The organism is Rothia sp. HMSC08A08 (genome assembly GCF_001808385.1).
Taxonomy (GTDB): domain Bacteria; phylum Actinomycetota; class Actinomycetes; order Actinomycetales; family Micrococcaceae; genus Rothia; species Rothia dentocariosa.
This window is the reverse complement of the sequence record NZ_KV793079.1, coordinates 78086-100717: the sequence shown is the minus strand read 5'-3', so window position 1 is coordinate 100717 and position 22632 is coordinate 78086. Positions and strand designations below refer to the sequence as shown.

Annotated in this window: 27 protein-coding genes; 7 read left to right on the top strand and 20 right to left on the bottom strand. The window is 56.0% G+C overall.

Features of this window, described 5'->3' with window-relative positions:
- Positions 1–178 precede the first annotated feature (178 nt).
- The 9 genes from HMPREF3164_RS09210 to HMPREF3164_RS09175 all read right to left on the bottom strand — a co-directional run bounded on the left by HMPREF3164_RS09210 (position 179) and on the right by HMPREF3164_RS09175 (position 4630).
- Positions 179–520: a transcriptional regulator gene (locus HMPREF3164_RS09210; protein ID WP_070450653.1), complete on the bottom strand. Its 342-nt coding sequence runs from the start codon at positions 518–520 to the stop codon at positions 179–181.
- Positions 510–1046 (bottom strand): Asp23/Gls24 family envelope stress response protein, encoded by a 537-nt coding sequence (locus HMPREF3164_RS09205; RefSeq protein ID WP_048755355.1) that lies wholly within the window; start codon positions 1044–1046, stop codon positions 510–512. The genes HMPREF3164_RS09210 and HMPREF3164_RS09205 overlap by 11 nt, the downstream gene beginning before the upstream one ends.
- On the bottom strand, positions 1043–1690 hold the full coding sequence (locus HMPREF3164_RS09200; RefSeq protein WP_048755354.1) for an RNA polymerase sigma factor: 648 nt from the start codon (positions 1688–1690) through the stop codon (positions 1043–1045). The genes HMPREF3164_RS09205 and HMPREF3164_RS09200 overlap by 4 nt, the downstream gene beginning before the upstream one ends.
- Complete coding sequence (locus HMPREF3164_RS09195) at positions 1680–2330, bottom strand: Asp23/Gls24 family envelope stress response protein (protein ID WP_048755353.1); 651 nt, start codon at positions 2328–2330, stop codon at positions 1680–1682. Before HMPREF3164_RS09195 ends, HMPREF3164_RS09200 begins: the two co-directional genes overlap by 11 nt.
- A gap of 13 nt (positions 2331–2343) precedes the next feature.
- Positions 2344–2892, bottom strand: a complete 549-nt coding sequence (locus HMPREF3164_RS09190; protein WP_048755352.1) for a DUF6286 domain-containing protein — start codon at positions 2890–2892, stop codon at positions 2344–2346.
- On the bottom strand, positions 2889–3308 hold the full coding sequence (locus HMPREF3164_RS09185) for an Asp23/Gls24 family envelope stress response protein (RefSeq protein WP_048755351.1): 420 nt from the start codon (positions 3306–3308) through the stop codon (positions 2889–2891). Before HMPREF3164_RS09185 ends, HMPREF3164_RS09190 begins: the two co-directional genes overlap by 4 nt.
- Positions 3308–3484: a hypothetical protein gene (locus tag HMPREF3164_RS11230; RefSeq protein WP_004005823.1), complete on the bottom strand. Its 177-nt coding sequence runs from the start codon at positions 3482–3484 to the stop codon at positions 3308–3310. Before HMPREF3164_RS11230 ends, HMPREF3164_RS09185 begins: the two co-directional genes overlap by 1 nt.
- A gap of 33 nt (positions 3485–3517) precedes the next feature.
- Complete coding sequence (locus HMPREF3164_RS09180) at positions 3518–4000, bottom strand: Asp23/Gls24 family envelope stress response protein (RefSeq protein WP_048753591.1); 483 nt, start codon at positions 3998–4000, stop codon at positions 3518–3520.
- 369 nt (positions 4001–4369) lie between these two features.
- On the bottom strand, positions 4370–4630 hold the full coding sequence (locus tag HMPREF3164_RS09175) for a GlsB/YeaQ/YmgE family stress response membrane protein (RefSeq protein ID WP_037231409.1): 261 nt from the start codon (positions 4628–4630) through the stop codon (positions 4370–4372).
- Between the two features lie 749 nt (positions 4631–5379).
- Here HMPREF3164_RS09175 and HMPREF3164_RS09170 point away from each other — a divergent pair.
- Positions 5380–5718 carry a hypothetical protein gene (locus HMPREF3164_RS09170; RefSeq protein WP_070450651.1) on the top strand — a complete coding sequence of 113 codons (339 nt, stop codon included), beginning with the start codon at positions 5380–5382 and terminating at the stop codon, positions 5716–5718.
- 196 nt (positions 5719–5914) lie between these two features.
- Here the strand turns inward: HMPREF3164_RS09170 and HMPREF3164_RS09165 are convergent, their stop codons facing one another.
- The 3 genes from HMPREF3164_RS09165 to HMPREF3164_RS09155 form a co-directional block, all read right to left on the bottom strand.
- Positions 5915–6349 carry a hypothetical protein gene (locus tag HMPREF3164_RS09165; protein ID WP_070450649.1) on the bottom strand — a complete coding sequence of 145 codons (435 nt, stop codon included), beginning with the start codon at positions 6347–6349 and terminating at the stop codon, positions 5915–5917.
- Between the two features lie 116 nt (positions 6350–6465).
- Entirely contained in the window at positions 6466–6615 is a 150-nt protein-coding gene (locus HMPREF3164_RS09160; protein ID WP_048753597.1) for a hypothetical protein, read from the bottom strand.
- A 65-nt stretch (positions 6616–6680) separates the two neighbouring features.
- Positions 6681–7409 carry a nitroreductase family protein gene (locus HMPREF3164_RS09155; RefSeq protein WP_048753598.1) on the bottom strand — a complete coding sequence of 243 codons (729 nt, stop codon included), beginning with the start codon at positions 7407–7409 and terminating at the stop codon, positions 6681–6683.
- Between the two features lie 194 nt (positions 7410–7603).
- On the opposite strand from HMPREF3164_RS09155, the gene HMPREF3164_RS09150 reads away from it, so the two are divergent.
- Complete coding sequence (locus tag HMPREF3164_RS09150) at positions 7604–7864, top strand: hypothetical protein (RefSeq protein ID WP_048755348.1); 261 nt, start codon at positions 7604–7606, stop codon at positions 7862–7864.
- Positions 7865–8151: 287 nt separating this feature from the next.
- On the opposite strand, the gene HMPREF3164_RS09145 is transcribed toward HMPREF3164_RS09150, so the two are convergent.
- The 6 genes from HMPREF3164_RS09145 to HMPREF3164_RS09120 all read right to left on the bottom strand — a co-directional run bounded on the left by HMPREF3164_RS09145 (position 8152) and on the right by HMPREF3164_RS09120 (position 13424).
- Positions 8152–8811: an NAD(P)H-dependent oxidoreductase gene (locus HMPREF3164_RS09145; protein ID WP_048755347.1), complete on the bottom strand. Its 660-nt coding sequence runs from the start codon at positions 8809–8811 to the stop codon at positions 8152–8154.
- Positions 8812–9032: 221 nt separating this feature from the next.
- Complete coding sequence (locus HMPREF3164_RS09140) at positions 9033–9725, bottom strand: O-methyltransferase (RefSeq protein WP_048755346.1); 693 nt, start codon at positions 9723–9725, stop codon at positions 9033–9035.
- Positions 9726–9898: 173 nt separating this feature from the next.
- On the bottom strand, positions 9899–12298 hold the full coding sequence (locus HMPREF3164_RS09135; protein ID WP_048755345.1) for a heavy metal translocating P-type ATPase: 2400 nt from the start codon (positions 12296–12298) through the stop codon (positions 9899–9901).
- A gap of 89 nt (positions 12299–12387) precedes the next feature.
- Positions 12388–12825: a hypothetical protein gene (locus tag HMPREF3164_RS09130; RefSeq protein WP_048753608.1), complete on the bottom strand. Its 438-nt coding sequence runs from the start codon at positions 12823–12825 to the stop codon at positions 12388–12390.
- A gap of 2 nt (positions 12826–12827) precedes the next feature.
- Positions 12828–13043 (bottom strand): heavy-metal-associated domain-containing protein, encoded by a 216-nt coding sequence (locus tag HMPREF3164_RS09125; RefSeq protein WP_048755344.1) that lies wholly within the window; start codon positions 13041–13043, stop codon positions 12828–12830.
- A gap of 57 nt (positions 13044–13100) precedes the next feature.
- Complete coding sequence (locus HMPREF3164_RS09120) at positions 13101–13424, bottom strand: metal-sensitive transcriptional regulator (RefSeq protein ID WP_070450647.1); 324 nt, start codon at positions 13422–13424, stop codon at positions 13101–13103.
- A 162-nt stretch (positions 13425–13586) separates the two neighbouring features.
- Between HMPREF3164_RS09120 and HMPREF3164_RS09115 the strand changes: the two genes are divergently transcribed.
- Positions 13587–14528: a type IV toxin-antitoxin system AbiEi family antitoxin domain-containing protein gene (locus HMPREF3164_RS09115; RefSeq protein WP_141744126.1), complete on the top strand. Its 942-nt coding sequence runs from the start codon at positions 13587–13589 to the stop codon at positions 14526–14528.
- Between the two features lie 100 nt (positions 14529–14628).
- Here HMPREF3164_RS09115 and pta read toward each other — a convergent pair whose 3' ends face one another.
- A complete protein-coding gene (gene pta, locus HMPREF3164_RS09110; protein ID WP_048755339.1) occupies positions 14629–16722 on the bottom strand; it encodes a phosphate acetyltransferase in 2094 nt (697 codons plus the stop codon).
- 406 nt (positions 16723–17128) lie between these two features.
- Here pta and HMPREF3164_RS09105 point away from each other — a divergent pair, with 406 nt between their 5' ends.
- Both HMPREF3164_RS09105 and HMPREF3164_RS09100 read left to right on the top strand, forming a co-directional pair.
- Positions 17129–17449, top strand: coding sequence for a thiamine-binding protein (locus HMPREF3164_RS09105; RefSeq protein ID WP_070450642.1), 321 nt, complete (start codon positions 17129–17131; stop codon positions 17447–17449).
- Positions 17450–17723: 274 nt separating this feature from the next.
- A complete protein-coding gene (locus HMPREF3164_RS09100; protein WP_070450640.1) occupies positions 17724–18587 on the top strand; it encodes a spermidine synthase in 864 nt (287 codons plus the stop codon).
- 136 nt (positions 18588–18723) lie between these two features.
- Here HMPREF3164_RS09100 and HMPREF3164_RS09095 read toward each other — a convergent pair whose 3' ends face one another.
- A complete protein-coding gene (locus tag HMPREF3164_RS09095) occupies positions 18724–19653 on the bottom strand; it encodes a hypothetical protein (protein ID WP_070450638.1) in 930 nt (309 codons plus the stop codon).
- A 140-nt stretch (positions 19654–19793) separates the two neighbouring features.
- Between HMPREF3164_RS09095 and pheA the strand changes: the two genes are divergently transcribed.
- Positions 19794–20759, top strand: coding sequence for a prephenate dehydratase (gene pheA / locus HMPREF3164_RS09090; RefSeq protein ID WP_070450712.1), 966 nt, complete (start codon positions 19794–19796; stop codon positions 20757–20759).
- 115 nt (positions 20760–20874) lie between these two features.
- Entirely contained in the window at positions 20875–22179 is a 1305-nt protein-coding gene (gene serS, locus HMPREF3164_RS09085) for a serine--tRNA ligase (RefSeq protein WP_070450636.1), read from the top strand.
- Positions 22180–22632 lie beyond the last annotated feature (453 nt).

The window sequence follows — 22632 nt, the reverse complement described above, 5'->3', positions numbered from 1 at the left end:
GGGGGGGGGGGGGTACGCGGAATTTAGGTGTTGAAGACGAGTTTTTTCACGGTCTTCTAGCTTACGCATCGCGTTGAGGCATCGACTGGTGACCCCATGGCATCTATGTGCGAACGGACTATACCCTTGGCGGTATGTGTGCTCCCTGAAACGGAGACGGTTATGCGATACGCAGCGTTCAGAGAAGGGACTGTACTCGCACCCTCACCTGAGGCTGGGGCTTGGAGCCTGATTCCGAAGCGCCGCCCTCTCGACTTGCTTGCGACAGTGAGCGCAGAACCGCCTCTTGAACATCGCGGACAATTTCTTTGACCGCACGGGAGCCGTCGATTCCAATCTCGATAATGACCTTCTGCCCGCCCGACTCGATGATAACCCCGAATCGGGCGGCCGCAGGGTCGCCGCTCATACGGCTGCCGATGGCTTTCAGCGTGGAGCCGATCCCCGGTTCAATGCCGCGCACTCCGGGAACGGCCGTGACTACATGAGTCAATTCGGCTGCTGAGAGGTTAATCGTCATCGTGCAGATCCTCAATATGAATATTGACGGTTGGGGACAATTCTAGGTTCTCATAACACGCCTGGCGCACCGCATCACGAACCTGTTGAGCAAGTTGGGGGAGGCTACTGGTTGTGACGTGTGCAGAGATACGGCAGAAGATCGTATCCGGTATTCCCAGCTCTCGCTGACCTTCGGGGGGTGGGGCATGTTTGAAGGAAGACTTGAGTGCGCGAGCTCCGGGTACGGAGTCTACACTGCGTCGCACTAGGGCGCGTAGGGAGAACTCGGACATACTATATGGCCCTAAGTCGGTCGGCGGCATCTCTACCTGGGCACCGTGGCGCGTTTCGGCGAGTACCGCATCCATAATATGGCGCTGAGGCATCACCGATGCGCTCGACTGTGCTTCCAATGTGTCCCAGGTCTTGTGGAGTGAAGCGATTAGACGCAGATACTCCCGTGTGGAGGCTTCGTCAAGCTCATAAGACTGAGCCGACTGTGTGGGCTGCGGTTCTGCGTGTGGGATGCGGGTGGTGGAACTCATTCCCACTCCTTCATATGGCGCATGACGAGGGAGCGGGCGCGTGCCAGCCTCCCCCGGACTGTGGATTCGGTTAGGTTCAGGGTTTGGGATATCTCCTCGTAGGACATGTCATCAACCTCTCGAAGCACCCAGACGATACGCAGCTCTTCAGGAGCGGATGCCAACAGCTTGGCTAATGCTTCTATCTGGGCGTTTACCTCACTGGACTGCGCCGGATCTTCGGTCGCTGTCGACGTTGTGTTAGGTAAGGCGCTCGCGCTCTCAAGACCCTCTGAATCGTAAGGGTCAGTGGCTCGGCGCTGAAGTTGACGAATAGTGCTGGTGGCCTTATTAGTGCAGATGCGCATGAGCCAGCCTCGGAAGGCATCAGGATCCCGAAGCAGATGAAGACTCCGCCACGCCTGGACAAGGGTCTCTTGGACGATGTCCTCACTATCGTGGCGGTTACGCACGATCATGTAGGCAGTGCGAAACAGGCGTCCCTGATAACGTTCGACGAGCTTTCCGAAGGCGTCAATGTCGCCGTCCTGGGCTCGCAGCACCAGGTACCTGTCTTTACCCTGAGACGCAGCGCTCGGATGAGGCACATGCTCGGTAGGCGGACCGGTGGACTGCCCTGCATTGCTGCGCTTTTCATCGGTCATGGTTATCAGAACCGCCGCTCTCTAATGAATGTTTGCCAGCCACAGTGTGGGCTGCACTCTGGGGTTTGGTGGCTTGTTCTAGACGCAGCAGTACGTCGATCTGACGAGCATGCTTTCCCAGAGAGGAACTAACGTCGTGGTCAAGTCGGTTCCTGAGCTCGCTCACGGTCCATGCAACCTCGCTGTTCTCTGCTACGGTGACGGTTGCCTGCACCCACAGGTTGCTGGGTGAACCGGTGACCCATACTGAGCACCGCTGAACCCCAGGAACGTCTTCGGCTCGCTCAGACAGCGCTTGGGCTATGACATCGGGGCTGAGTGTGGCCAGAAGTGTGCCGTCGGATCCTGTCAGGCGCAAGGGGGACGCGGCAGCCTTACGGGGTACCTGCTTAATGAGCAGAACCAAGCCAAACGCGACGAGAAGAATCGACCCGAGGACGGCGGCTGGCAACAGCCAGTGTGCCTGAGGTCCGACCCAGGTATCGACCCGGGTATCAGCTTTGGCGAGGACCGAGCTAAGCGCGGGCCATGACTGACCCACACCCATGCCGGAAGCCATAAGCCAGAGGGCTATCGCCGCGATGAGCAAACCGCTTACCGCAAGGACTATCCTATTGAGAATTCCAGATACCGAACGCATGGTTTTCTCTCTTTCAGCTCGTGTGCTGGATACGCACTCGGCTGTGTGCGGCTCCGACGGGTTTCAAAGTCTGTATAGCCTGCTCAGCTGCCTTCTGTGCGGCCTGGCGCACAGGTTCGAGGTCATCCAGAACGCTGAACACTGTCACATTCACGCGCGTTCGACGGACTCGAACCCTAGCGCTGTGAACACCATCGACCCGCTCGACATGGGCTTGTACCAGCCTTGCTAGGTCACGGCGTGAAATGGCTGTCTGACCGGGTACGTTATCTGCAAGAACCTCAGTGCGTTCAAAAGCCCCCGGCCACAGGGCAAGAAGAAACATGAACAGACTGCATACGATCACAAAGCAGGCTGCCGCGAGTACCGCTGGCGACCCTATAATCGTGGAGCCGAGCCCGCTGACTGCTGAGGATGTTCCATTCGGCCACGCCCCGTTTAGAAGCCGGTTTCCCAGCGCCCAGATTCCCAGCCCTCCTACGATGAGGAGCAGTAACGCCAGGATAATGACGGGCAAACTCCGCGATGGGCGCCGGATGAGATTTTGTACGGGGGTTTTCATCGCAGAGCCCTCCTTACCTGGTTGTTCGGATTGAGCCAGGAGATCTCAATGTTGATCTTCTCAACCCTCAGCCCGGTGAAGTGCTCGACGCGCTGGCTCACATGCTCACGCACCTGTTGCAGGGTTGAAACCAGTGCTGTAGGGAAGGTAAGGCCTAGATCTAAGTGAAGGACTGCAACCTGACCGTAGAGATCACACTTTGCCTCGGGGCGTGAATGGAAATTTCGACGTGCCCCGATCCCGAGCAGCCCTCCGGCGTTCGAGCCCACATTTGCGCTCTCGTAGGCAGCTTGAGCCGCGATCTGCGCAACAACCTGGGCGGGAATGACGGTGACGCCGCGCTGCTCCTGCCGAGGGACCTCAGACAGAGAGCCCTCGGCACTGACAGCAGCGGGCTGTGTATTGGTCTCCGTCATTACTTCCTCCATCGATTAAGGATGCTTTGGACATCGACCCGGCCCTCCAGGTAAAGACCCACCACCGTTCCAACCAGGCCGCATAGTGCCACCAGGATGAAGTCGGCGAAGGAACCGAAAGCAAGAATTGTTCCCAGGAATAGGCCCACCAAAAGGGCCAGGTGTGTTGTCTTCATAAAAGATCCTCAGATCGGGGACGTCGGAGTAGATTACTTGAGATCGGCAGAGTCAGCGGAAGCGGAATCGTCGTCGGGCAGGTGAACGTCGGTGACGTCGATATTGACCTCTACTACCTCTAGCCCCGTGGTCCCCTCAATCTGCTCGATAATGTTGCGGCGGATAGCATTGGCTACTTCCACAATGGAGACTCCATATTCGACCACGACGGTGACATCTACGGCTGCCTGGGTCTCGCCCTTCTGGACGCTAATACCGCCAGCAACATTGGTCTGGGCGTTGGGGATGCGGTCGGTCACGGCGCTGAAGGCGCGGCGTACGGCATTGCCCATATCGTACACGCCGGGAACTTCGCGGGTTGCCATGCCAGCAATTTTGGCAACAACATTCTCTTCAATGGTGGTTACACCATGCGAAGTCTGTAGGGGACCACGAGGAGTCTTGTCCTGCTGGGTTTCCTTATTGTTTTCGCGCTCGCGCTGCTGACCGGTTTGGGGAATGGAGTTATCGCTCATGGGAGCCTCATTTCATGTGTTTTCCGCTGCGCGGATTATGATGTTTGATATTTGCGGCACGCATCGAGGGCTGGGGAGTTTGGTCGCTACCCACGCCCTTTGTCCGTCTTTGCGGTCGATGGTGACGCTACTATAAAGACGCTTGAGACACTGAATTCCTCACGAATCAAAATAGTGATATATACCACTTTATTTTGATGAGCGTGTACACAGCCACGACTGTTACTCATGTTTGCTCGGCTCAGCTGCCTATCGTGCGAGTAGTTCTCATATGCGCCAAAGCGGGCTATGCGGAAGCTGGGAATAGTTTCTGCACAACCCGCTTAGCTTTGTTTCTGCGATGCTGAAGCGACGTAAGAATACGGGTTATTAGTTCTTTTTGCCGGTTACGCTTAGGTATATAGAGATTGCGACAATGGCGGCGATAATGGAGAGGATCCAGCGAATCCAGTCGATACCAGCGGTATCTGCAACGCCGAAGAAGCTCGCGATTCCTCCACCAACGAATGCGCCAACAGCACCCAAGATAACGGTCCACAGTGCCGAGATGTTCTGGTGACCTCGCATGATGAGGCGGGCCAGAGCGCCGATGATAGCGCCGGCAATGATCATTCCGATGAGTCCAAGCATAATGGTTCTTCCTTTGTGAGTATCCGCCATAGCGCGGACGCGCCTGAGCGGATGATGATATGGGGTCTTAAATGCGCAGATCGGTGAGGTTCCGCCTGAAAATTCAGAAGCAGCCGGGATTTCAGCTGCCTTTACTGTCACATATTGCGTGATTCGACGGGGCTGTTATCGCCTGCCGCCGTCTCTCAAGCCTACGGCGCTGATATGAAGACGCCATGAATGTGCAGATCCTCACGCACTTAACAAGTGTTTTGCATCACCCTTAGCGCGAAGGGTGATCTTACATCCTTTTGTTCTGACTCTTGCCTCCTGATGCCGTAGGGCAGGGAGGGTGGGGCGCTGGCAGATGGGCTTTTGGTCGGCATGGACTTGATCGGTGCAGCAATAAATAAAAAATCTTATTCTTGAGCATCCACTTTAATAATAAATTCGTGAATGCTGTTGTAAATTTTTAAATACATTATGGGAGTGAGGGGGTTTTATTAATAAATCCGGGGAAATTCCTCAGAATTGAATGAGAGTAGGCTGACAAAAATCTAAAAAAGGTTGTTTTGACGAATGTTCTGGAATTACATTAAAAATACTTCATGAATTCACGGATAAGTGATCATGAGGAAGTATCTTATATATCTATTTTTTGGGTTTTTCTGCATTATTAAATGCGAGGAGGTGGTGCACATACCTTGATGAATCGTGGATAAAAAATACCCAAAACTGTCAGGATTAAGAAAGAAATGAGGCGATACGCTATGAAAAAGTCACTCAAACGAACCCTGGTGGCCGGGGTTGCAGGCGCGGTTCTTGCGGCCGGTGCCGCTATTCCGGCGAATGCTGCATCCAGCACGTCAAGTCTCGTTCCGCCGCGAACTGAGATTGATGCCACGGTCCACGGGCCGGGGTCTAGCTGGTGGTGCCACAGTGTTATTTATGTGTTTTACACTCCCATTAACTATCAGGAGCCCCGGTATGAAACCGTAACGGCGTGCGGGAATGAAACGGTGACAAAACACCTGGTGTCAAACCATACGCAGGTGGCGGTCGCTGGCGAGGAATATCATCCGGCTATTACTGCTTCCCCGCGAGGATAGCGGCAAGATTGATATCCAGAGCGGTCTGTGGCAAATTATTGTATCTGCCGCAGACCGCACTGATGCTGAATTATTTTAAATTTTAGAATGATTTTTGATCCTAGGATTTAATGTAAAAATATTTTCTTGATGATATATACCGATCATTTTATGGAGGTTCAGCCGACACAGTTTAAATATTTTATAATTCTGAAGATTATGTATTCGGATATGCTTCTTCGAGGAAAGAATAGTCATCCCAGTACCCGCGATCCCACCACTCGATAAATTCGATGTTTTTACCTCCGCATCCGAGGGTGAGGAAATCTTCAAAGAAAATCAGACGCCCGGGGAAAATAGAACTGTCATGGCCCTCTATGCGCATTTTTTCGTGAAATTCACGCGGTGAAAGCCCCAGACTTACGCCGTCGAGGGTGTCACCATCCAGGATCTGCAGGGAGAACAGAACAACTTTTCCCTTAGCCAACCCAAGATCCACCACGCGTTCGGCGCCACCCAGAGTAACGCGACCCATGAAACGCTCACACCCGGGGAATGACGAATCATGAAGTTCTTTATTAAATTGTTCGCGGTAGTAACCAATAGGCTGTCCGAGCTCCAGATGGGGTGGGGCCTCAAACTGAAAATCCATATTCTTCACTTTTCCTGAGGGATAATGAAAATCCTTATAAAGTACCCTCGAAACATACGTAATATACCCAAAGGCGCATTATTTACTGAGTGAAGGCGTGCAAATAATCGGAACTGCTATATGTCACCGTGTGCTCGTTCCGGGCTCTGATAGTAGATCGGAGCGGCATGTAGCTGCTGGATCGCCTCAATAAAACTCGGGTCCAGCTCCCCCAACTCATCAAACCAAGACCAGTCGTCAGAGCTGGACTCATGCTTATAGGTCATAAGTTCTCCTTTTTTAGAAGACATATAAAGGTGGGTTGGGATCCTTCACTTCGGCCCGCCAGACTCTAAACCCTACGGTAAACCTCGTCGAAGGGCAGGCGGAAGCGCTCGCCCCAGATGCCGTGGCCGGGTTTGCGGATACCGCAGGCGACCACCATATTAATCTCGACATTGCGCGGCAGGTTGAGGAGTTTCTTCACGCGGTGACTGTCGAAGCCTTCCATCGGGCAGGTGTCGTACCCCGCCTCGGTCATTGCGAGCATAAACGTCTGCGCCACCAGGCCGCAGCTCTTGTGCACAACCACGCGATAATCGTGCTCCGAAACCTCACGCATCATCGGAACGAATAGGCCCGCACAATTCGCCATTGCCGCGCGGGATGCGCCCAGCAGACCAAAGCAGCGCGCGTATAGAAGTGGCATAGCCTTGGTGTAGTACATTTCCCAATTCTTGATGCGGTCTTTCTGCTTCTCAGGCGGGCTGTTACGCTCAACATTGCCGCGTTCAAATTCCAGCGCGGCTTTCGCGCGGCGGCGGTACAAATCCTGGCGTGTTACGAACACCACCATCTGCTGCGCGGTCTTGGCGGCCTGTTGGTGCATGCACGCAGCGGCGAGTTTATTCAGGGTGGCGGGATCAGTCACGTGGTAGAGCTCGTACAGCTGCATATTTGAACTTGTGGGCGCCAGCTGAGCCGCCTGCAAACACTCTTTGACAACATTGGCATCAATGGGCTGGTTCTCGTCGTAGTGGCGCACCGAACGGCGGCGGTTCAGCAAGTCTAGCAGGGACATTATGCGACTCCTTTCCACGGCGGCGTTCCGAAGGCATATAAAACTTGCCTTCACCTTTAAGGCTAGCGTTCGCGGGCGCGAAATTCACGCATAATTTTGGATATTTAAGTGAACGCGATGCCGTATAAAGCCCCTTGTGAGCATAGGTTTTATAGTGGAAAGAAGCAGGCGCAGTATAAGAACGAGGAGGCTCTGTGATACTTCTGAACATTCTTGCCCACGATACCCTCAACGAACAGGCTGATGCGCCCGGCTGGATACTCCCCGTTGTGCTTGGGGTTGTTGTTATCGCGTTCGTGGCTATCGGTGCCGTTATTCTCAAGGGTATTATGCGGGATTCGGGCGATACCTCCCAACGCGCCGTCCATAAAGCGGAACGCAAAATCGCCACAAAAACCGGAAAGAATCTTGGTCGCACGGCACACGATAAATACCGGGAGCACCGCGAAGAATAGCTGGCCGGTACGAAGAGATTGGGCGGGAAGCTACCCGGTGAACCAGTTTTCGGTGACCGTGTGCGCATCGAAAACCTGCCCCAAAAGTGGGGTTAGCGGGGAAATTCCGTGTTCACGCACCAGCGGCGCGGAACGTAGCACCGACTCATTCCACAAGTGAAGCGCCAGCGCATAGGTACGCCCAGTGAGTGCAGAAACCGGGTAAATTAGGGGACCGGGCAGGCTACTAAGTACCTGATACCCAGCCCCCAGATAAGAGTCCCGCGCGGGAACTCAGGGAGAGCAGGCTATTTGGCCCACACAACGAGCCCATCAAGCGGCTTGCGCGGCTTCGGGTCGATCTCGCGCGAGCGGTAGCCGAAGGTTGCGGCAACGGATACGCCGTAATCCTCGGGGTCGAGGAGCCCTTCCTCGGTGAGGAGCTGGGTGACCGCATCGTAGTCTATGCCTTCAACGGGGCAGGAATCGATGCCGAGCATCGCTGCGCCCGTAAGCATATTCGCCAGCGCAATATAGGTATTCTTCCTAGTCCACTCGAAAAGGGAACGCTCGTCGTCGGCGATCTTCATATCGTGTACCTGGAACTTTTTGTACCTGTCCAGCGCCATCTGCATCTGGTCTTCGGGAAGATTACGCTTCGCGAGCGCCTGCAGCAGGAAATCGGAATCGTAGCGGGCGTTCTTCTTCGCCACAATAATCACCACGTGGCTGGCGTCATCGAGCGTGTTTGCCATACCCCAGGCGATAGGCTTGAGCTTCTCGCGCAGCTCTTTATTCTGTATCACCAGGAATTTCCACGGCTCGGAACCAACCGAGCTGGGGGAGAGGCGCCCAAACTCAAGGATTGTGTTGAAGTCTTCATCGCTGATTGTACGGGCAGGGTCGTAGGAGCGGGTAGAAACGCGGCGCTTGAAAATTTCGAGTGCTTGTTCACGAGTGAGAATCATGGTTTTCCTTTTCTGTGCTGGGTTTCTATGACGGAATTTAGTATATCGAGCAGGGATGCGCCTCCCGCCGGTTTTTTCGCACAGCGTGATTGCGCAGGAACGGTCATGAAGGGCAGGTATTGATGCGCGAGCAGATAATATTTTGATGGGCAGATAGCTGATTGTTATCTGCTCGTCGAAATCCTATCTGCTCGCGGAACTTGAACTAGCTGTCCGGGTGCTTACGCCACTTTTACGGTGTATTCCAAGGCCTTGCTCGGGTACATGGTTACTGAGACGTATCCGTTGGCGGGGGTGCGCACATAGTCGAGGTAATCCTCCATAGACGGACCAAATCCCTCAACATCGTCTACGGCAATCACGGCGCGGTCGGCAAGATGCGGCTCCAACAGCTGAAAGACGGGAAGCACCAGGTCAGGCCACCCGTCGAGAAGCACAAAATCGGGGCTGAAATCCAAGTCTTGCAGTGTCTTCAGCGCATCACCTTCGCGCAGCTCGATATAGTCCGCAAGCCCCGCCCGCTCAAAATTTTTCCGCGCGGCCTCAGCCTTATGAGGCACGTATTCGCAGGTGATCACGCGGCCGCCATTGCGTTTTGCGGCGGCGGCAAGATACAGCGTCGAGATGCCGTAGGACGTACCAAACTCAACGATATTCCGCGCGCCACTCGCCAGCGCCTGCATATACAGAAACTCGCCCTGCTGCGGGGTTATGGGGATGTATTTATCGGTATAAAAATCTTCGTTCTCGGTCTCCCAATCAATCCCCCTGCCTAAAATCTGGTGGATTTTCGGCAGAAAATGCATGAACATGCGCTTGCCCTGCTTGAGCGTGGCGTCGTAGAGGTCATAGAGTGTGTTTTCGACCGGTGGGTCGTTGAGGAATGTGAACATTTGCGGGGTTAGTTTGGGCATGTGAATCTCCCGGATGCTTTGGCGCGTATTACCTGCACCACAATATTCAGAGGCATACCCCTGAAAATAGTGCGGTCATGTGATTCTTCTTATCATGCCAGCGTCAGCAGGGGGAGTACAAGGGATTTGCGCGAAGACGCACAAAAGCCGAAGCCCCCCCGTCCCAAACCGGGCTAACGCTCAAATCGGGTGAGGCGCATCGAATTGAGTACCACAAACACCGAACTGAACGCCATGGCCGCGCCCGCAATCATCGGGTTCAGCAGCCCTGCCGCTGCGACCGGCACCGCGATGGTGTTGTATGCGAACGCCCAGAACAGATTCGACTTGATGGTGTGCAAAGTCGCCCGCGAAAGCCGTAGCGACGTGGGGATCGCGCGCATATCCGAGCGCATCAGCACAATATCTGAAGCCTGCACCGCAACATCCGTACCCGAGCCCATCGCCATGCCCAGGTCCGCGCGGGCCAGGGCAGGCGCATCGTTCACGCCGTCGCCAACCATCGCCACCCGGTAGCCTTCATCCTGAAGCTGCGCGATAACCTCGGATTTACGTTCGGGCGTGACCCCCGCGAAGACGTTCTCCGGCTTAATCCCCACGCTGGATGCGATAGCCTGGGCAACCTCGGGGGCGTCGCCGGTCAGCAGTACAGGCTCTAAGCCCAGTTCGTGAAGCTCAGCGATAGCCTGCGCCGACTCGGGCTTGGGGGAGTCCGCCAGTGCGATGAGCCCCACAGGTTGCGGGGCCTTCGTGCCGATCGCGCGAGCCACAGCCACAGTGGTCAGCCCTTCCGAGCGCGCCTGCGCGAGCATCTGATGCTGCTTCTCGGTGAGTGCAACGCCTGTCTGCAGCAGGTATTCGGGGGTGCCCACCAGCACCAGGCGGCGGGACTCCCCGTCGGTCCCGGCGGGCACAAGCTCACCGCGCACACCTCCAGGCACGCCCTCAAACCCCTCGACGGTACCGAGAAACGCCCCATAGTTTTCTGTTGCAAAACGCGCAATAGCGCGGGCTATTGGATGCTCGCTCAGCGCCTCCACGGCTGCGGCATCGCTCAGAATAGATACAGAACGTTCGCTCTTTAAAGAGGCGTTTTCGGCCGTGATGTCGGTGAAATCGTCGAAGGTCCCAAAGCGTGCCACGCGCATTGTGCCTTCGGTGACGGTCCCGGTTTTATCCAGCACGATGCGGTTCACTGTATGCGTAGTTTCCAGCACCTGCGCGTTGCGAATCAGTATGCCCAGCTGCGAGCCGCGCCCGGTGCCCGCCAGCAGCGCCGTGGGGGTCGCCAGACCGAGTGCGCACGGACAGGCGATCACCAGCACCGAAACCGCCGCATTGAACGCACGCGGCACATCGTGCGATACAACCAGCCACCCGATAAGGGTCAGGAGCGAAATCACCAGAATTATTGGCACGAAAATCGCAGAAACACGGTCGGCAAGGCGCGCGATGGGTGCCTTCGTTTCCTGAGCGGCGGCAACCAGCTCGCCCATTTTCGCGAGCGTCGTCTCAGAGCCCACGCGGGTTGCGCGCACCGTCAGCGACCCGGAGGTGTTCAGGGTTGCGCCGGTGACCGCATCGCCCGCCGAAACCTCGACAGGCACCGATTCGCCGGTCAGCAGGGAGGCGTCCACGGCGGAAGACCCTGCAATAACCGTGCCGTCAGTGGCGATTTTTTCACCCGGGCGCACCAAGAATTCGTCTCCCGGCAGCAGGTCCTCGACCGGAATCTGCACCTCGCGCGTGGTTCCCCGCTTGTCGGTACGAAGCAGGGTCGCGGTGCGTGCTCCCAGGCTCAGCAGGGTGCGCAGAGCCTCAGAAGAGCGGGTTCGTGTGCGGTGCTCAACTGCCCGCCCGATCAGCAGGAATAAAGTCACCATCGACGCCGAATCAAAATACAGTGGCGCATGGTTACCGCTCAAGAACATGCCGAGAATGCCCCCCTGCATGGGGTGAACATGCTCGGTCAGCCCGGGGTTCATGAACAGCTGCGCGAGTGAATACAGGTAGGCGACAATCACGCCGAGAGAAACCAGCGTATCCATCGTGCTGCTGAAGTGGCGTGCGTTCGTGAGAGCGGCGCGGTGAAACGGCTCGGCGCTATAGACCGCAACCGGCAGCGTGATAAGCGCAAGCACCCAGCCCCAGTGCGGGAACTGGAACGTGGGGAACATTGAAATCAAGAAAATCGGCACACCCAGCAACAACGCCACAACGATGCGCCACCCCAAGCCCCCACTGCGCGCGTTGGTCCTCTCTTCGGACTCTGCATCGCGAACCTCGGTTTTGAGCGATGCCGTATACCCGGCGTTATTGACCGTTTCAATGATCTGCTCATCGGTAATATCGGCGGGAACGATCACGCGCGCAGACTCCAGCGGCAGGTTCACGGCGGGATCAACCCCCGGAATTTTGCGGAGTTTACGTTCCACGCGGCCCACGCAGGATGCGCACGTCATGCCCTGAACATCCAGGTGGATAATGCGCGTCTGCCCGCCATTAGCCGAGGAATCGAAAAGAGAACGCTCGTTCTCAGCTGTGGTGGATGCTGTTTGAGTTGAGTTACCCATGTTCTTCGCCTCTGTTCTCAATGCTCACGATGCTGTGCTGTCTTCGGGTTTTGCCTGCTGCGGATGCGCCTGCCGCAGGCCGCCCTGATCTATACTTCGCCTTCGTCCGGCAGTCCATCGGCACGGTTGCTGCGCGGTCGCTGCCCGGTTAGTTTTGAGCCTCGATTGTTCACCCCGCGAACCCGCGTGACGGCGGCACGCCTGAATGTGCGGCGTTGAGCGAGGGCGTCGTATGCGGTGCCGTGCACACCGGGATGCGGCTTATCGCCGGTGCCGTCAGCGGGGGTATTCGCCGCATGATCCTGTGAGGAATGTATACGCGATGCGCCCCGCCGTTTCAGCCCGCGCTGATCCTCGCGCGCCGTATAGGGGGTGAAGTCGCGCACCCACGCATCCAGCAGATCGGAGTCGAGTCCCATCTGCCGTGCCACGCGGGAAATCGCCTCGGTCAGGTGAATGTTCTCGGTGCCTACGAGTGCGCGCACTGCCCCGACCGCCATTGCCTGGTACTGCGGAGAATACGCCATGATTAGAGGGCGGGAGTGAAGCCAGCTTCAACGATGGCGTCCGCTACGGCTTGCGTATTGAGGGTGCCTTCGTGCTCGATGGTGACGGTCGAAACGCCGTCTTTGACCACGTCTACGTTCACGCCGGTGACGCCCGGAACTTCGCCGACTTCTTCACTCACGCTCATGGCGCAGTGGTTGCAGGTGAGGCCGGTTGCTTTGACGGTGGTGGTTGCCATGATGGTTCCTTCCAGAAAATTTGGAATTACAAAACTTGTGGATGCGCCGCCCGCGTGTCAGCTGCGCATCATGCGGGATATGGCGGCGGTTGCCTCTTTTATTTTCTCATCAACTATTGTCGCATCACCTGTACGTTCGGATTCAATCGCGGCGTTGGTGACGCAATGCCCCATATGTTCTTCGAGCAGGTTGAGAGAGACTGCATGAAGCGCTTTGGAAACCGCCGCGACCTGAGTAAGCACATCAATACAGTACTTGTCTTCCTCGACCATGCGGGCGATACCGCGCACTTGCCCTTCGATGCGGCGCAGGCGCTTCAAATGCGCCTCCTTGTTTGGTGTATACCCGTGTGGCTGTGCTGAGGAATCACGCTCTGTCATGTCTTTAGCTTATACCCCATGGGGGTATATATGCAACATTGTTTCGCCGCCTGCAAATCTGCCCGCGTCGTAAATCGTACACTTTCCTGCATGTCGTACGCTTTAACCCTACGAATATGCAGCAAAGTGTACGACTTAGGATTTGCATGCCATGATTTCTATATGACGACAATGAAGTACATCATCGATAGCATCAAAACATATAGCGACCTCATTGCTGAAGGCTATTCGGAACGCTATCTCGCAAAGCTCAAAAGATCGAATGTCATATTTCCACTGGTAAGAGGCGTCTACGTTAGCCTGCAGAAGTGGAGTTCATGGAGTACTCAAGAACAAAACTTTGCGTACCATGTAGCCGCTGCCCGCCGTGCACCTCAGCTAACTTTTACCCGCGAATCGGCGGCATTTTTACACGGTATTCCCCTCTTGCAGATGCCTCAGAAAATACATGCGGCAACCTCAAAATCTGTCAGGCGTGGTGCCCGCACACGGGTGATGTACCATGTCACAACCGCTGAGGTTCAAGAACGGGCAGTCTGGATTGAAGAGTTTTTGAGAACACTCAATCCGCTGGATACGCTTGTTGATTGTGCTCGCAATCTTCCTTTTTATGAAGCCTGCTGTATAGGCGATGGCATACTTCATCGGGGGCTCGTCACATCCGCTGAGGTTCAGGAATCCCTCACGGCTGTATCGCGTCGAGGGTCGGCTAAAGCCCGAAAAGTCGCTGCGGCTGTAGATGAGCGTTCCGGGTCGGTCGCCGAAACTATTACCCGCCTCCACCTGTCTGCTCACGGTTTTCCAGTCCCCGAGCTGCAATACAAATTTACCCACCGTGGAAGAAACTACTACAGCGATTTTGCGTGGAAAGAATATAAACTCGTACTCGAAATTGATGGACGCATGAAATATCGTGGTACTTTTGGGATTCCCACCGAAGAGGCGCTTATTGCCGAGCGTGAGCGCGAGAAGATTATCCAAAACCAAGGATGGCATGTGGTGCGTGCACATTGGGAAGACCTTTACCCAACCTCGGCAGGTCTGCGAGACATCCTTGTTCCGTATCTAAAACCCGTACACTTTCCTGCATGTCGTACGCTTTAACCCTACGAATATGCAGCAAAGTGTACGACTTAGTGAGCGCAAAGCAAAAGGACGCCCGGTCGATACCGAGCGTCCCTAGCCAATAAAGAGCTTTACACCCTTACATCCCCTGCGCCTGGATGGCGGTGATCGCCACCGTGTTGATGATGTCCTCAACGGTGGTACCGCGTGAAAGGTCGTTCACAGGCTTGCGCAGACCCTGCAGCACAGGACCAACGGCGGGGGCACCCGAAGACTGCTGCACAGCCTTGTAGGTGTTGTTGCCGGTGTTCAGGTCGGGGAAAATGAACACGGTCGCCTGGCCCGCCACCTGACTGTCGGGCATCTTGGTCGAAGCAATCGACATGTTCGATGCCGCATCGTACTGAATCGGGCCCTCCACCGCGAAATCCGGGTTAGAGGCGCGCACAATCTCAGTTGCCTCACGCACCACATCCACATCTGCACCGGAGCCGGAGGTACCGGTCGAGTACGACAGCATAGCCACCTTCGGATCAACCCCGAACTGGCGCGCAGTCTCGGCGGAAGCCTTCGCGATATCCGCCAGCTGCTCGGCATTCGGGTTCGGGTTCACGGCACAGTCACCGTACACCAGCACGCGGTCTTCCATGAGCATCAGGAACACCGAAGACACAATCTTGGTGCCCGGGCGGGTCTTAATGAACTCCAGCGAGGGGCGAATCGTGTTCGCAGTCGTGTTGATAGCGCCCGAGACCATGCCATCCGCAAGACCCTTGTAAACCAGCATCGTACCGAAATATGAGGGATCGCTCATACGCTCACGCGCACCCTCAATAGTCATGCCCTTGTGCGCACGCAGCTCAGCATAGGTTGCCGCAAAATCCTCACTGTATTCATTATTCGCAATGTCGATAATACGAATCGAGGCAGGCAGGTTAATACCCTCAGCCTGGCAGATTTCCGAGATCTTATCCGGGTTGCCCAGCAGAATCAGGTCACAAAAATCGCGGCGCGCAATCATCTCGGCTGCACGCAGAATACGCACATCATAGCCCTCAGGCAGAACCACGGAACGGCGGTTCGCACGAGCGGTCTCAATCAGGTTGTGCAGGAATCGCAGCGGAGTCATCGAAGCCGGGCGCTCAAGCTCAAGGCGTGAAAGCAGCTCTTCCTGGTTCACGTATTCATCCCAGCCGCCGAATGCGCTCGCAAGCTTGCGGGCCTGACCGTTGATCACGCTGCCGTGCACGCGGGAAACAGCGCGCGCCGACTTGAAGGTGTCACGGTCAGTCGATAGTACCGGGAAAGGCGCGCTTTCAAGCAGGCTACCCACAGCGGTGTTATTGCCGGGCAGGTTGTTGAGCCCGCCTGTGAGCAGCATACCCGAAGGTGCCGGGAACGTGGGCGAAAGCGCGGATGCGAGGGTCGCGGCCACAACATCGGCGCGGTCGCCGGGAACGATCACAAAGTCGCCGTCGGCAAACTGGTTGAGGAAGTTTGAGACGGTCATTGCGGCAATCTTGATCTCGTTAATGTCACGGCCAAGATCTTCCTGCGACAGGTGCGAACCGTCGAGCTTGAGGGCGGCGACGACCTCTGCGATGGTGGGCTTACCCAGGTCTGCGATTTCGGGCAGAACGTAGACGGGGAACTTATGCTCGCCCAGCTTAACGTTCTTCTCAATGCTCTCACGCAGCTCGGGGTCGGCACGGTTGACAATAATGGAGAACAGATCAACCTTGGCTGCCTTAAGTTCGGAACGTGCAACCTCTACGGCGTTGGTTGCCTCTTCGAGGGATGCCTCGTTCGCACCCACGATAGCGATCACGGGCAGGCCTAAATCGCGGGATACCTGGGCGTTGAGATCGAACTCGACGGCGAGTGCGTTCTGGGCGGTCAGGTATATGCCGTCCACGATCACAACATCGCTGTGGGCGGCAATTTCTTCATAGGCGGAAACCGCGCGGGCCGAAATTTCTTCGGTGTTGCCCTCCGCAATGAACTCTAGTGCCTCGGTGAGCGATACTGCGCCGCCCACTTGCTCATCAGAGAGGTTAAAGTGCTCTTTCATCAGGCGGATCATGGGGTCATCGCTGGCAGTTTCGCCCTTGAAAATGGGTCGGAAAAAGCCTACTCGATCGGCGCGCTTCACAAGGGAATCTGCGAGGCCCAGGGCGATCAGGGATTTGCCTGAGTCCTGGGTCATCGCCGAGAGATAAATGCCGGTGGTCATAGTGCTCCTTTGGCGTTGAACGTTCGGCGGGGGCGCGCTAACAATCCGGTACGTACGTTGGATGCGCCGGATGCGGCGACTCTCGTCGAGTTTGTCTTGTCCTTTCTATCTTATCGGGGTTGAGAGTCGGGCAAACCTTTTGTCGCGGTGCGAGGGGGATTGAAGACTGCACTATGGTGTATTTTTGGTGCGTATTTTCGCAGTTAATATGGTTTTAGGTGGGGTTTGGGAAATATTTTGTGGCGAAAAGCATGTTTTCATGCACTAAACACACAATCAAATATCTCGCCCTATCAAACGTCGCTTTCATGCAGGATCATGCAAAATTCTTGTACTGTCAGCGAAAGTCCCCAGGGTGCGTATCGGTCCTCTGTAGATTTTTCGTGTGAGAACCTACGATTGAAATATGTTGTTTGCATTTTCTGTAGCTCCTACGGGCGGGGGTTCCGCCGACGGTTCTGTTCACGATGCGGTTGCCGAGGCCGTATCTATCGTTCGTTCTTCCGGTCTGCCGCATCAAACCGGACCCATGTTCACCACGATTGAGGGCGACTGGGACGAGTGCATGGATGTTATTAAACGCGCTACCGATGCGGTGACGAAACGTGCCCCGCGCGTCTCGCTGGTGGTCAAGGCCGATATTCGCCCCGGTCACGATCATGGCGAAATTGAGGGTAAGGTGCAGCGTCTCAATGCGGCTATAGATCAGATGGAATCTGGTAAATAAGCTCGGAATACTGGCTTGACAAGGCTATATGTTGTATGCGGCATATAGAATTAACGGCTATCGTGGCGATGATCTATGCGTGCGTAACGGGTGGTGCTTACAGCCCTAGTGAAGGTACTCCTAGCCGTTGAAATGCGCGTGCCGCAGGAACACTCAACTGTATTCCAGATGCGGCATATACGGCTGACCCGGTAGCTCGGGCAGCGACAGGCAGGTTCGCGGTTTAAGGCTCGAATTCCTGCCTGCTGCCCGAACCTAGCGTAGGCTTATGTGCATGGCGAAAAAGAAAAACCGCAACGCTGCCTCGCGCCGTGCCGAGCATCCGAACAAAACAGGTGCGGTTGCCGGTGTGTACCCCATTTCGACCGGTGAGGCTGAGCTTGTGCCCGATGGTTACCACGCTGATGGTTGGCTTCTGCTCATCAACGGTGTGCAGTCTTCGCATGTAATAGTGGGGCAGCCGCGCATGCTCGATTTTGAGTACATGCGCTGGATTGTTGCGGTTCTCGACTCGCATATTCAGACTCATCTTAATCCCGAAAAACTGCGTATCACCCATCTGGGCGGCGGGGCGTGTTCTCTAGCGCGCTATTGCGCGGACGTATACCCAAATTCACGCAATACCGTTGTGGAGCTTGATGCCAAGCTGGCCGAACATGTGCGTGACTGGTTTGATATTCCTAAGTCGCCGCGCGTAAAAATTCGGGTGGGTGATGCAGGCACCGTCACTCGCTCGTTTGCACCGGCATCGCGCGATGTAGTTATTCGCGATGTATTCGCGGTAGATAAAACTCCGGTGGAACTTACGGGTGTGGATTTCGTGCGGACGGTTGATAACTCTCTGGGGCCCGGTGGGCTGTATATTCTCAACTGCGGCGATGACCGCACGCTTAATGCCGCCCGCGCCGAAGCCGCCGCCTTGCTTGAGGTATTTGAATACGTGAGTATTGTGGCCGATTCCGCAATGCTCAAAGGAAGGCGGCGCGGAAATATTATTCTAGCGGGTTCACATGTTCCGCTTCCGCAGCTTAGAAGTGCCGAGGCGGCATCTATTTCTCGCGTCCTCATGGGTGGGGGAGTACCTGCCCAGTATTGGGATACTGAGAAGGTTCGGGCCTTCGCCCGGAAGGGTGCATAAATCGCATTTGTCTAACCCTGATACCTGCTATATGCCTGATCGGGAATATGGCATATATCGGCAAAAATTTTTATTTATACTAGTCAAATACCTTATATTCCTATATCGGAATATATTTTATGTACCCAAAAAGCACTTACCCAAGCTGCGGAAAATAAGGATGCAGTTTCTCGCGAAGCACCCGCGACGAAGGATAAAAATCTTCCCACCGAACCTGAACCATATGCCAACCTTCGGGGGTCGGTGCATCCGCGTGAGGAAGCGCGGCGTCAGAAGCCACCATTGCAAGACCCCCCCGCTGTTCGAGCCACACGAAACTCGCCTGCCGAGTGCGTAACATGCGGTACACACCCGCATAGTCCGAGGCTCGGTTCGAGGTATGCGCATCCGAAGTCCCCAGCAGATATGCCTCAAAATCCAGCCGATGTACGGGCGCGGGAAGACCCATCTCAACCAGATGCAGGCGCGCCACGCTTTCTAAGAGCGAGCCGCTGCGCGCATCCGCATGCGTGGCAATATGGGTGGCCGCCGAATTTTGGCTCGCCTGCAAACGCGGCAAGATCTCTTCGGGGGCAAGCATTCGGCGATGCAGCGCGGCATCGACAAGGGCGCATCCTTCAAGAACGGGAAGTGTGCGGGCACAATCCAGGAGGGTCTGCGAGAGCTCAGTAACCCGAAAATTCGGGCGTAAGACCGTCACCTGTACTGAGGCTTCATTGCTTGTATGCTCCAGAATGCCGTCCGACGCCGCCCCTCGCGCCGAATATCCGGCAAGCACATGCAAATTCTGCGGCACATGCAGAAGCGGCAGACCGTATAGAAACGCCGCCGAAGACAGGCAAAACACGCATGTAGAGTCACGCAGTGCCAGCGCGGTGTGACGTGCCAAAACCTGAAGAGAAGGCGTAAAAGAATCCCAGACCGATGCGGCAATATACACCCCTTGAAGCACGCTGACCAGCTCTTTTGTGCGTAGTTTACGCCGCATCGTGGTGCGGGTATACCCGGAATTAAGCAGCCTTTCCTGGGTATAAAGCTGATCAAGAAGCGTGAAGTTGGGTGACATATCCTCAAGTATGGCACGACATGAACACCACTCAGCGCACGAAGACGATATGCGTCATAGAGCTCAACCTTGTGTTAAAAAACGTCTCATCCTGCGAGCTTGTGGCGGCACTGAACCCACCTCGCGCTAAGATTGAACCCATGCGATACACCTACCTTGGACCCTCAGGCACCTTCACCGAATCCGCCCTGCTTTCCGTGCCCGGCGTGGTCGGTGCCGAACGCATTCCCGCCACCAGCGTGCCTAATGCGCTCGAACGTCTTCGCAGTGGCGACGTGGATGCCGCCATGGTGCCCATTGAGAACTCGGTCGAAGGCGGGGTGAGCGCTACTCTTGATGCGATCGCGGCTTCCGAGGGAATGCGCATTATCCGCGAAGTTTTGGTACCTATCAGGTTCGTGCTGGTCGCGGCGCGTCCGCTCGCTTTGGAAGATATTAAAACCGTTTCAACCCACTCGCACGCCTGGGCCCAGGTGCGGCAATGGGCGGATGCGACCATCCCCACCGCCGAGTACCTGCCCGGTTCCTCTACCGCGGCAGCAGCCGTGGGTCTGCTTGACCCTTCCTGCGCGTATGATGCCGCGATTTGTTCGCCCGCGCTTTTGGCAACCCACCCCGACCTGCATGTGCTTGCCGAGGACATTGGCGATAACAAAAACGCCGTCACCCGGTTTGTGCTTATCAGCAACACCGCGGATATGCCAGAGCCTACCGGTGCCGATAAGACGACGCTCACGATCCCTCTGCCCGAAAATCGAGAGGGCACTCCCGAAAACCGTTCGGGTGCGCTCCTGGAACTGCTCGAACAGTTTGCTTCGCGCGGTGTGAACCTTTCACGCATCGAATCGCGCCCCACCGGCAGGCAGATGGGTTCCTATATGTTCAGTGTGGACGCAGACGGGCATATTTATGAGGCTCGAATGCGCGATGCCCTGCGCGGCTTGCACCGCATAGCGCCCGGCATTAAATACCTGGGATCGTACCCGCGCGCCGACCGGCAGCCCACCGTTGCGCCGCGCATCCACTCCGAGAATTCGTTCGATGCTGCCCACGCATGGGTGGAATCGCTCTTCCCGGGTGGGCGACCGGCGCATCTGAAACGCTAAACCGCCCCCCGCGACCGTATAAAAAGAGCCTTTATGCGAATAAAGCGTTGAGAATCCGGCTTTATTCGCATAAAGGCTCTTTTTACGGCTGGGGGCGACTGGGTACTATTGATATGTGATTGATATTAACCTCCTCCGCGAAAACCCCGAGATTTTCCGCGCCTCCCAGCGAGCACGCGGCAAAGACGAAGCCCACGTAGACCGTATTCTTGAGGCGGATGCCGCACGCCGTGCTTCGATCGGCACCTACGAGAACCTGCGTGCCGAACAGAACGCCTTCGGTAAACAGGTGGCGAAGGCACCCAAGGAAGAGAAACCCGCTCTCGTAGCGCAGGCGAAAGAACTCGCCGCCCACGTGGCAAATGCGAAAGCGGCATCTGAGGCGAAAACCGCCGAATATGAAGAGCTGCTAAGCTCCATCGAAAACCTGATTATCGACGGCGTACCCACCGGCGGCGAAGACGACTTCGTGGTGCTCAAAGAAGTCGGCACCCCCCGCGATTTCGCTGCAGAAGGTTTTGAACCGCGCGACCACCTGGAAATAGGCGAACTCATCGGCGGCATCGATATGGCGCGCGGCGCCAAGGTCTCCGGTTCGCGCTTCTACTTCCTCAAAGGGCAGGTTGCCCGCCTGGAGCAGGCGCTCATGTGGATGGCACTCGATCTGGCAACAGCCAACGGCTTCACCATGATGACAACCCCCACCCTCGTGCGCCCCGAGATCATGAACGGAACCGGGTTCAACGTCAAGCACGACGACGAAATATACCGCCTCGAACGTGATGACCTGTACCTGGTCGGCACCTCGGAGGTGGCGCTTGCGGGCTACCATATGGACGAAATACTCGACCTTAGCGACGGACCCAAAAAATACCTGGGCTGGTCATCCTGCTATCGCCGCGAAGCCGGTGCCGCAGGTAAAGACACCCGCGGTATCATTCGCGTGCACCAGTTCAACAAGGCCGAAATGTTCGTCTACTGCCAGGTGGAGCAGGCGGAAGAAATACACGAGCAGATGCGCGCCCTCGAAGAGGAAATGCTGCAAAAATGCGGCCTTGCGTATCGCGTGATTGATACCGCCGCAGGGGATCTGGGCACCTCTGCCGCACGCAAATTCGACTGTGAGGCGTGGGTTCCCACCCAGGGCACCTACCGCGAGCTGACCTCGACCTCGAACTGCACCACCTACCAGGCACGCCGCCTGAACATACGCGAACGTACCGCAGACACCGTAGACGATGCGGGCAATGTGCGCAAAGGTCGTACCCGCGCGGTCGCAACCCTCAACGGCACCTTGGCGACTACCCGTTGGGTTGTGGCGATTCTGGAGACACACCAGCAGCCCGACGGTTCGGTGCGTATTCCTGAGGCGCTGCGTCCGTATATGGGCGGTGCTGAGGTTATTCCGGTCGCGTTGTAGGTTTGAGATAGTTTGAGGGGTGCTGGAGTGGGTCTCCACTCCGGGCGCCCCTTGATTCCCTCGCGCGCTCGGAAGGTGCGGCCCTTCGTCCCCTCAGCATCCGGGCGGTTCGGTGCGTATTCCTGAGGCGCTGCGTCCGTATATGGGCGGTGCTGAGGTTATTCCTGTGGTGTAAAAACGGGTACTTCGCCGAGTCGCTAGAGGCTGATAAAACAGCTATGGCGGTGTGATAGCATGATGATATTACTTTGATATGCAAAGTCATCTTTTCGCACACGAAGAAGGGGCTCAGAAGCGGGAACTTCCGAGCCCCAGGTGGGGACTACTTCAAGATTTCCAGTAGGTTCTTGACGTAATCATAGATGGCTGACACGACCCAGGATGATCCGTCCGTGAGGATGAAGCTCATGAGGATTGCCTGGGTCGTTTCTATGAATTCATAGAAAGACATCC

Excerpts from the sequence above, each read along its gene's own strand:
- pheA (WP_070450712.1), top strand. The coding sequence starts at position 19,794 with ATGCGATACACCTACCTTGGACCCTCAGGCACCTTCACCGAATCCGCC.
- HMPREF3164_RS09140 (WP_048755346.1), bottom strand. The coding sequence starts at position 9,725 with ATGCCCAAACTAACCCCGCAAATGTTCACATTCCTCAACGACCCACCG.
- HMPREF3164_RS09105 (WP_070450642.1), top strand. The coding sequence starts at position 17,129 with ATGTTGTTTGCATTTTCTGTAGCTCCTACGGGCGGGGGTTCCGCCGAC.
- HMPREF3164_RS09180 (WP_048753591.1), bottom strand. The coding sequence starts at position 4,000 with ATGAGCGATAACTCCATTCCCCAAACCGGTCAGCAGCGCGAGCGCGAA.
- HMPREF3164_RS09145 (WP_048755347.1), bottom strand. The coding sequence starts at position 8,811 with ATGATTCTCACTCGTGAACAAGCACTCGAAATTTTCAAGCGCCGCGTT.
- pta (WP_048755339.1), bottom strand. The coding sequence starts at position 16,722 with ATGACCACCGGCATTTATCTCTCGGCGATGACCCAGGACTCAGGCAAA.
- HMPREF3164_RS09135 (WP_048755345.1), bottom strand. The coding sequence starts at position 12,298 with ATGGGTAACTCAACTCAAACAGCATCCACCACAGCTGAGAACGAGCGT.
- HMPREF3164_RS09115 (WP_141744126.1), top strand. The coding sequence starts at position 13,587 with ATGACGACAATGAAGTACATCATCGATAGCATCAAAACATATAGCGAC.
- HMPREF3164_RS09210 (WP_070450653.1), bottom strand. The coding sequence starts at position 520 with ATGACGATTAACCTCTCAGCAGCCGAATTGACTCATGTAGTCACGGCC.
- HMPREF3164_RS09155 (WP_048753598.1), bottom strand. The coding sequence starts at position 7,409 with ATGTCCCTGCTAGACTTGCTGAACCGCCGCCGTTCGGTGCGCCACTAC.
- HMPREF3164_RS09195 (WP_048755353.1), bottom strand. The coding sequence starts at position 2,330 with ATGCGTTCGGTATCTGGAATTCTCAATAGGATAGTCCTTGCGGTAAGC.
- HMPREF3164_RS09165 (WP_070450649.1), bottom strand. The coding sequence starts at position 6,349 with ATGGATTTTCAGTTTGAGGCCCCACCCCATCTGGAGCTCGGACAGCCT.
- HMPREF3164_RS09125 (WP_048755344.1), bottom strand. The coding sequence starts at position 13,043 with ATGGCAACCACCACCGTCAAAGCAACCGGCCTCACCTGCAACCACTGC.
- HMPREF3164_RS09205 (WP_048755355.1), bottom strand. The coding sequence starts at position 1,046 with ATGAGTTCCACCACCCGCATCCCACACGCAGAACCGCAGCCCACACAG.
- HMPREF3164_RS09185 (WP_048755351.1), bottom strand. The coding sequence starts at position 3,308 with ATGACGGAGACCAATACACAGCCCGCTGCTGTCAGTGCCGAGGGCTCT.
- HMPREF3164_RS09130 (WP_048753608.1), bottom strand. The coding sequence starts at position 12,825 with ATGGCGTATTCTCCGCAGTACCAGGCAATGGCGGTCGGGGCAGTGCGC.
- HMPREF3164_RS09100 (WP_070450640.1), top strand. The coding sequence starts at position 17,724 with ATGGCGAAAAAGAAAAACCGCAACGCTGCCTCGCGCCGTGCCGAGCAT.
- HMPREF3164_RS09120 (WP_070450647.1), bottom strand. The coding sequence starts at position 13,424 with ATGACAGAGCGTGATTCCTCAGCACAGCCACACGGGTATACACCAAAC.
- HMPREF3164_RS11230 (WP_004005823.1), bottom strand. The coding sequence starts at position 3,484 with ATGAAGACAACACACCTGGCCCTTTTGGTGGGCCTATTCCTGGGAACA.
- HMPREF3164_RS09160 (WP_048753597.1), bottom strand. The coding sequence starts at position 6,615 with ATGACCTATAAGCATGAGTCCAGCTCTGACGACTGGTCTTGGTTTGAT.
- HMPREF3164_RS09200 (WP_048755354.1), bottom strand. The coding sequence starts at position 1,690 with ATGACCGATGAAAAGCGCAGCAATGCAGGGCAGTCCACCGGTCCGCCT.
- HMPREF3164_RS09175 (WP_037231409.1), bottom strand. The coding sequence starts at position 4,630 with ATGCTTGGACTCATCGGAATGATCATTGCCGGCGCTATCATCGGCGCT.
- HMPREF3164_RS09095 (WP_070450638.1), bottom strand. The coding sequence starts at position 19,653 with ATGTCACCCAACTTCACGCTTCTTGATCAGCTTTATACCCAGGAAAGG.
- HMPREF3164_RS09170 (WP_070450651.1), top strand. The coding sequence starts at position 5,380 with ATGAAAAAGTCACTCAAACGAACCCTGGTGGCCGGGGTTGCAGGCGCG.
- HMPREF3164_RS09190 (WP_048755352.1), bottom strand. The coding sequence starts at position 2,892 with ATGAAAACCCCCGTACAAAATCTCATCCGGCGCCCATCGCGGAGTTTG.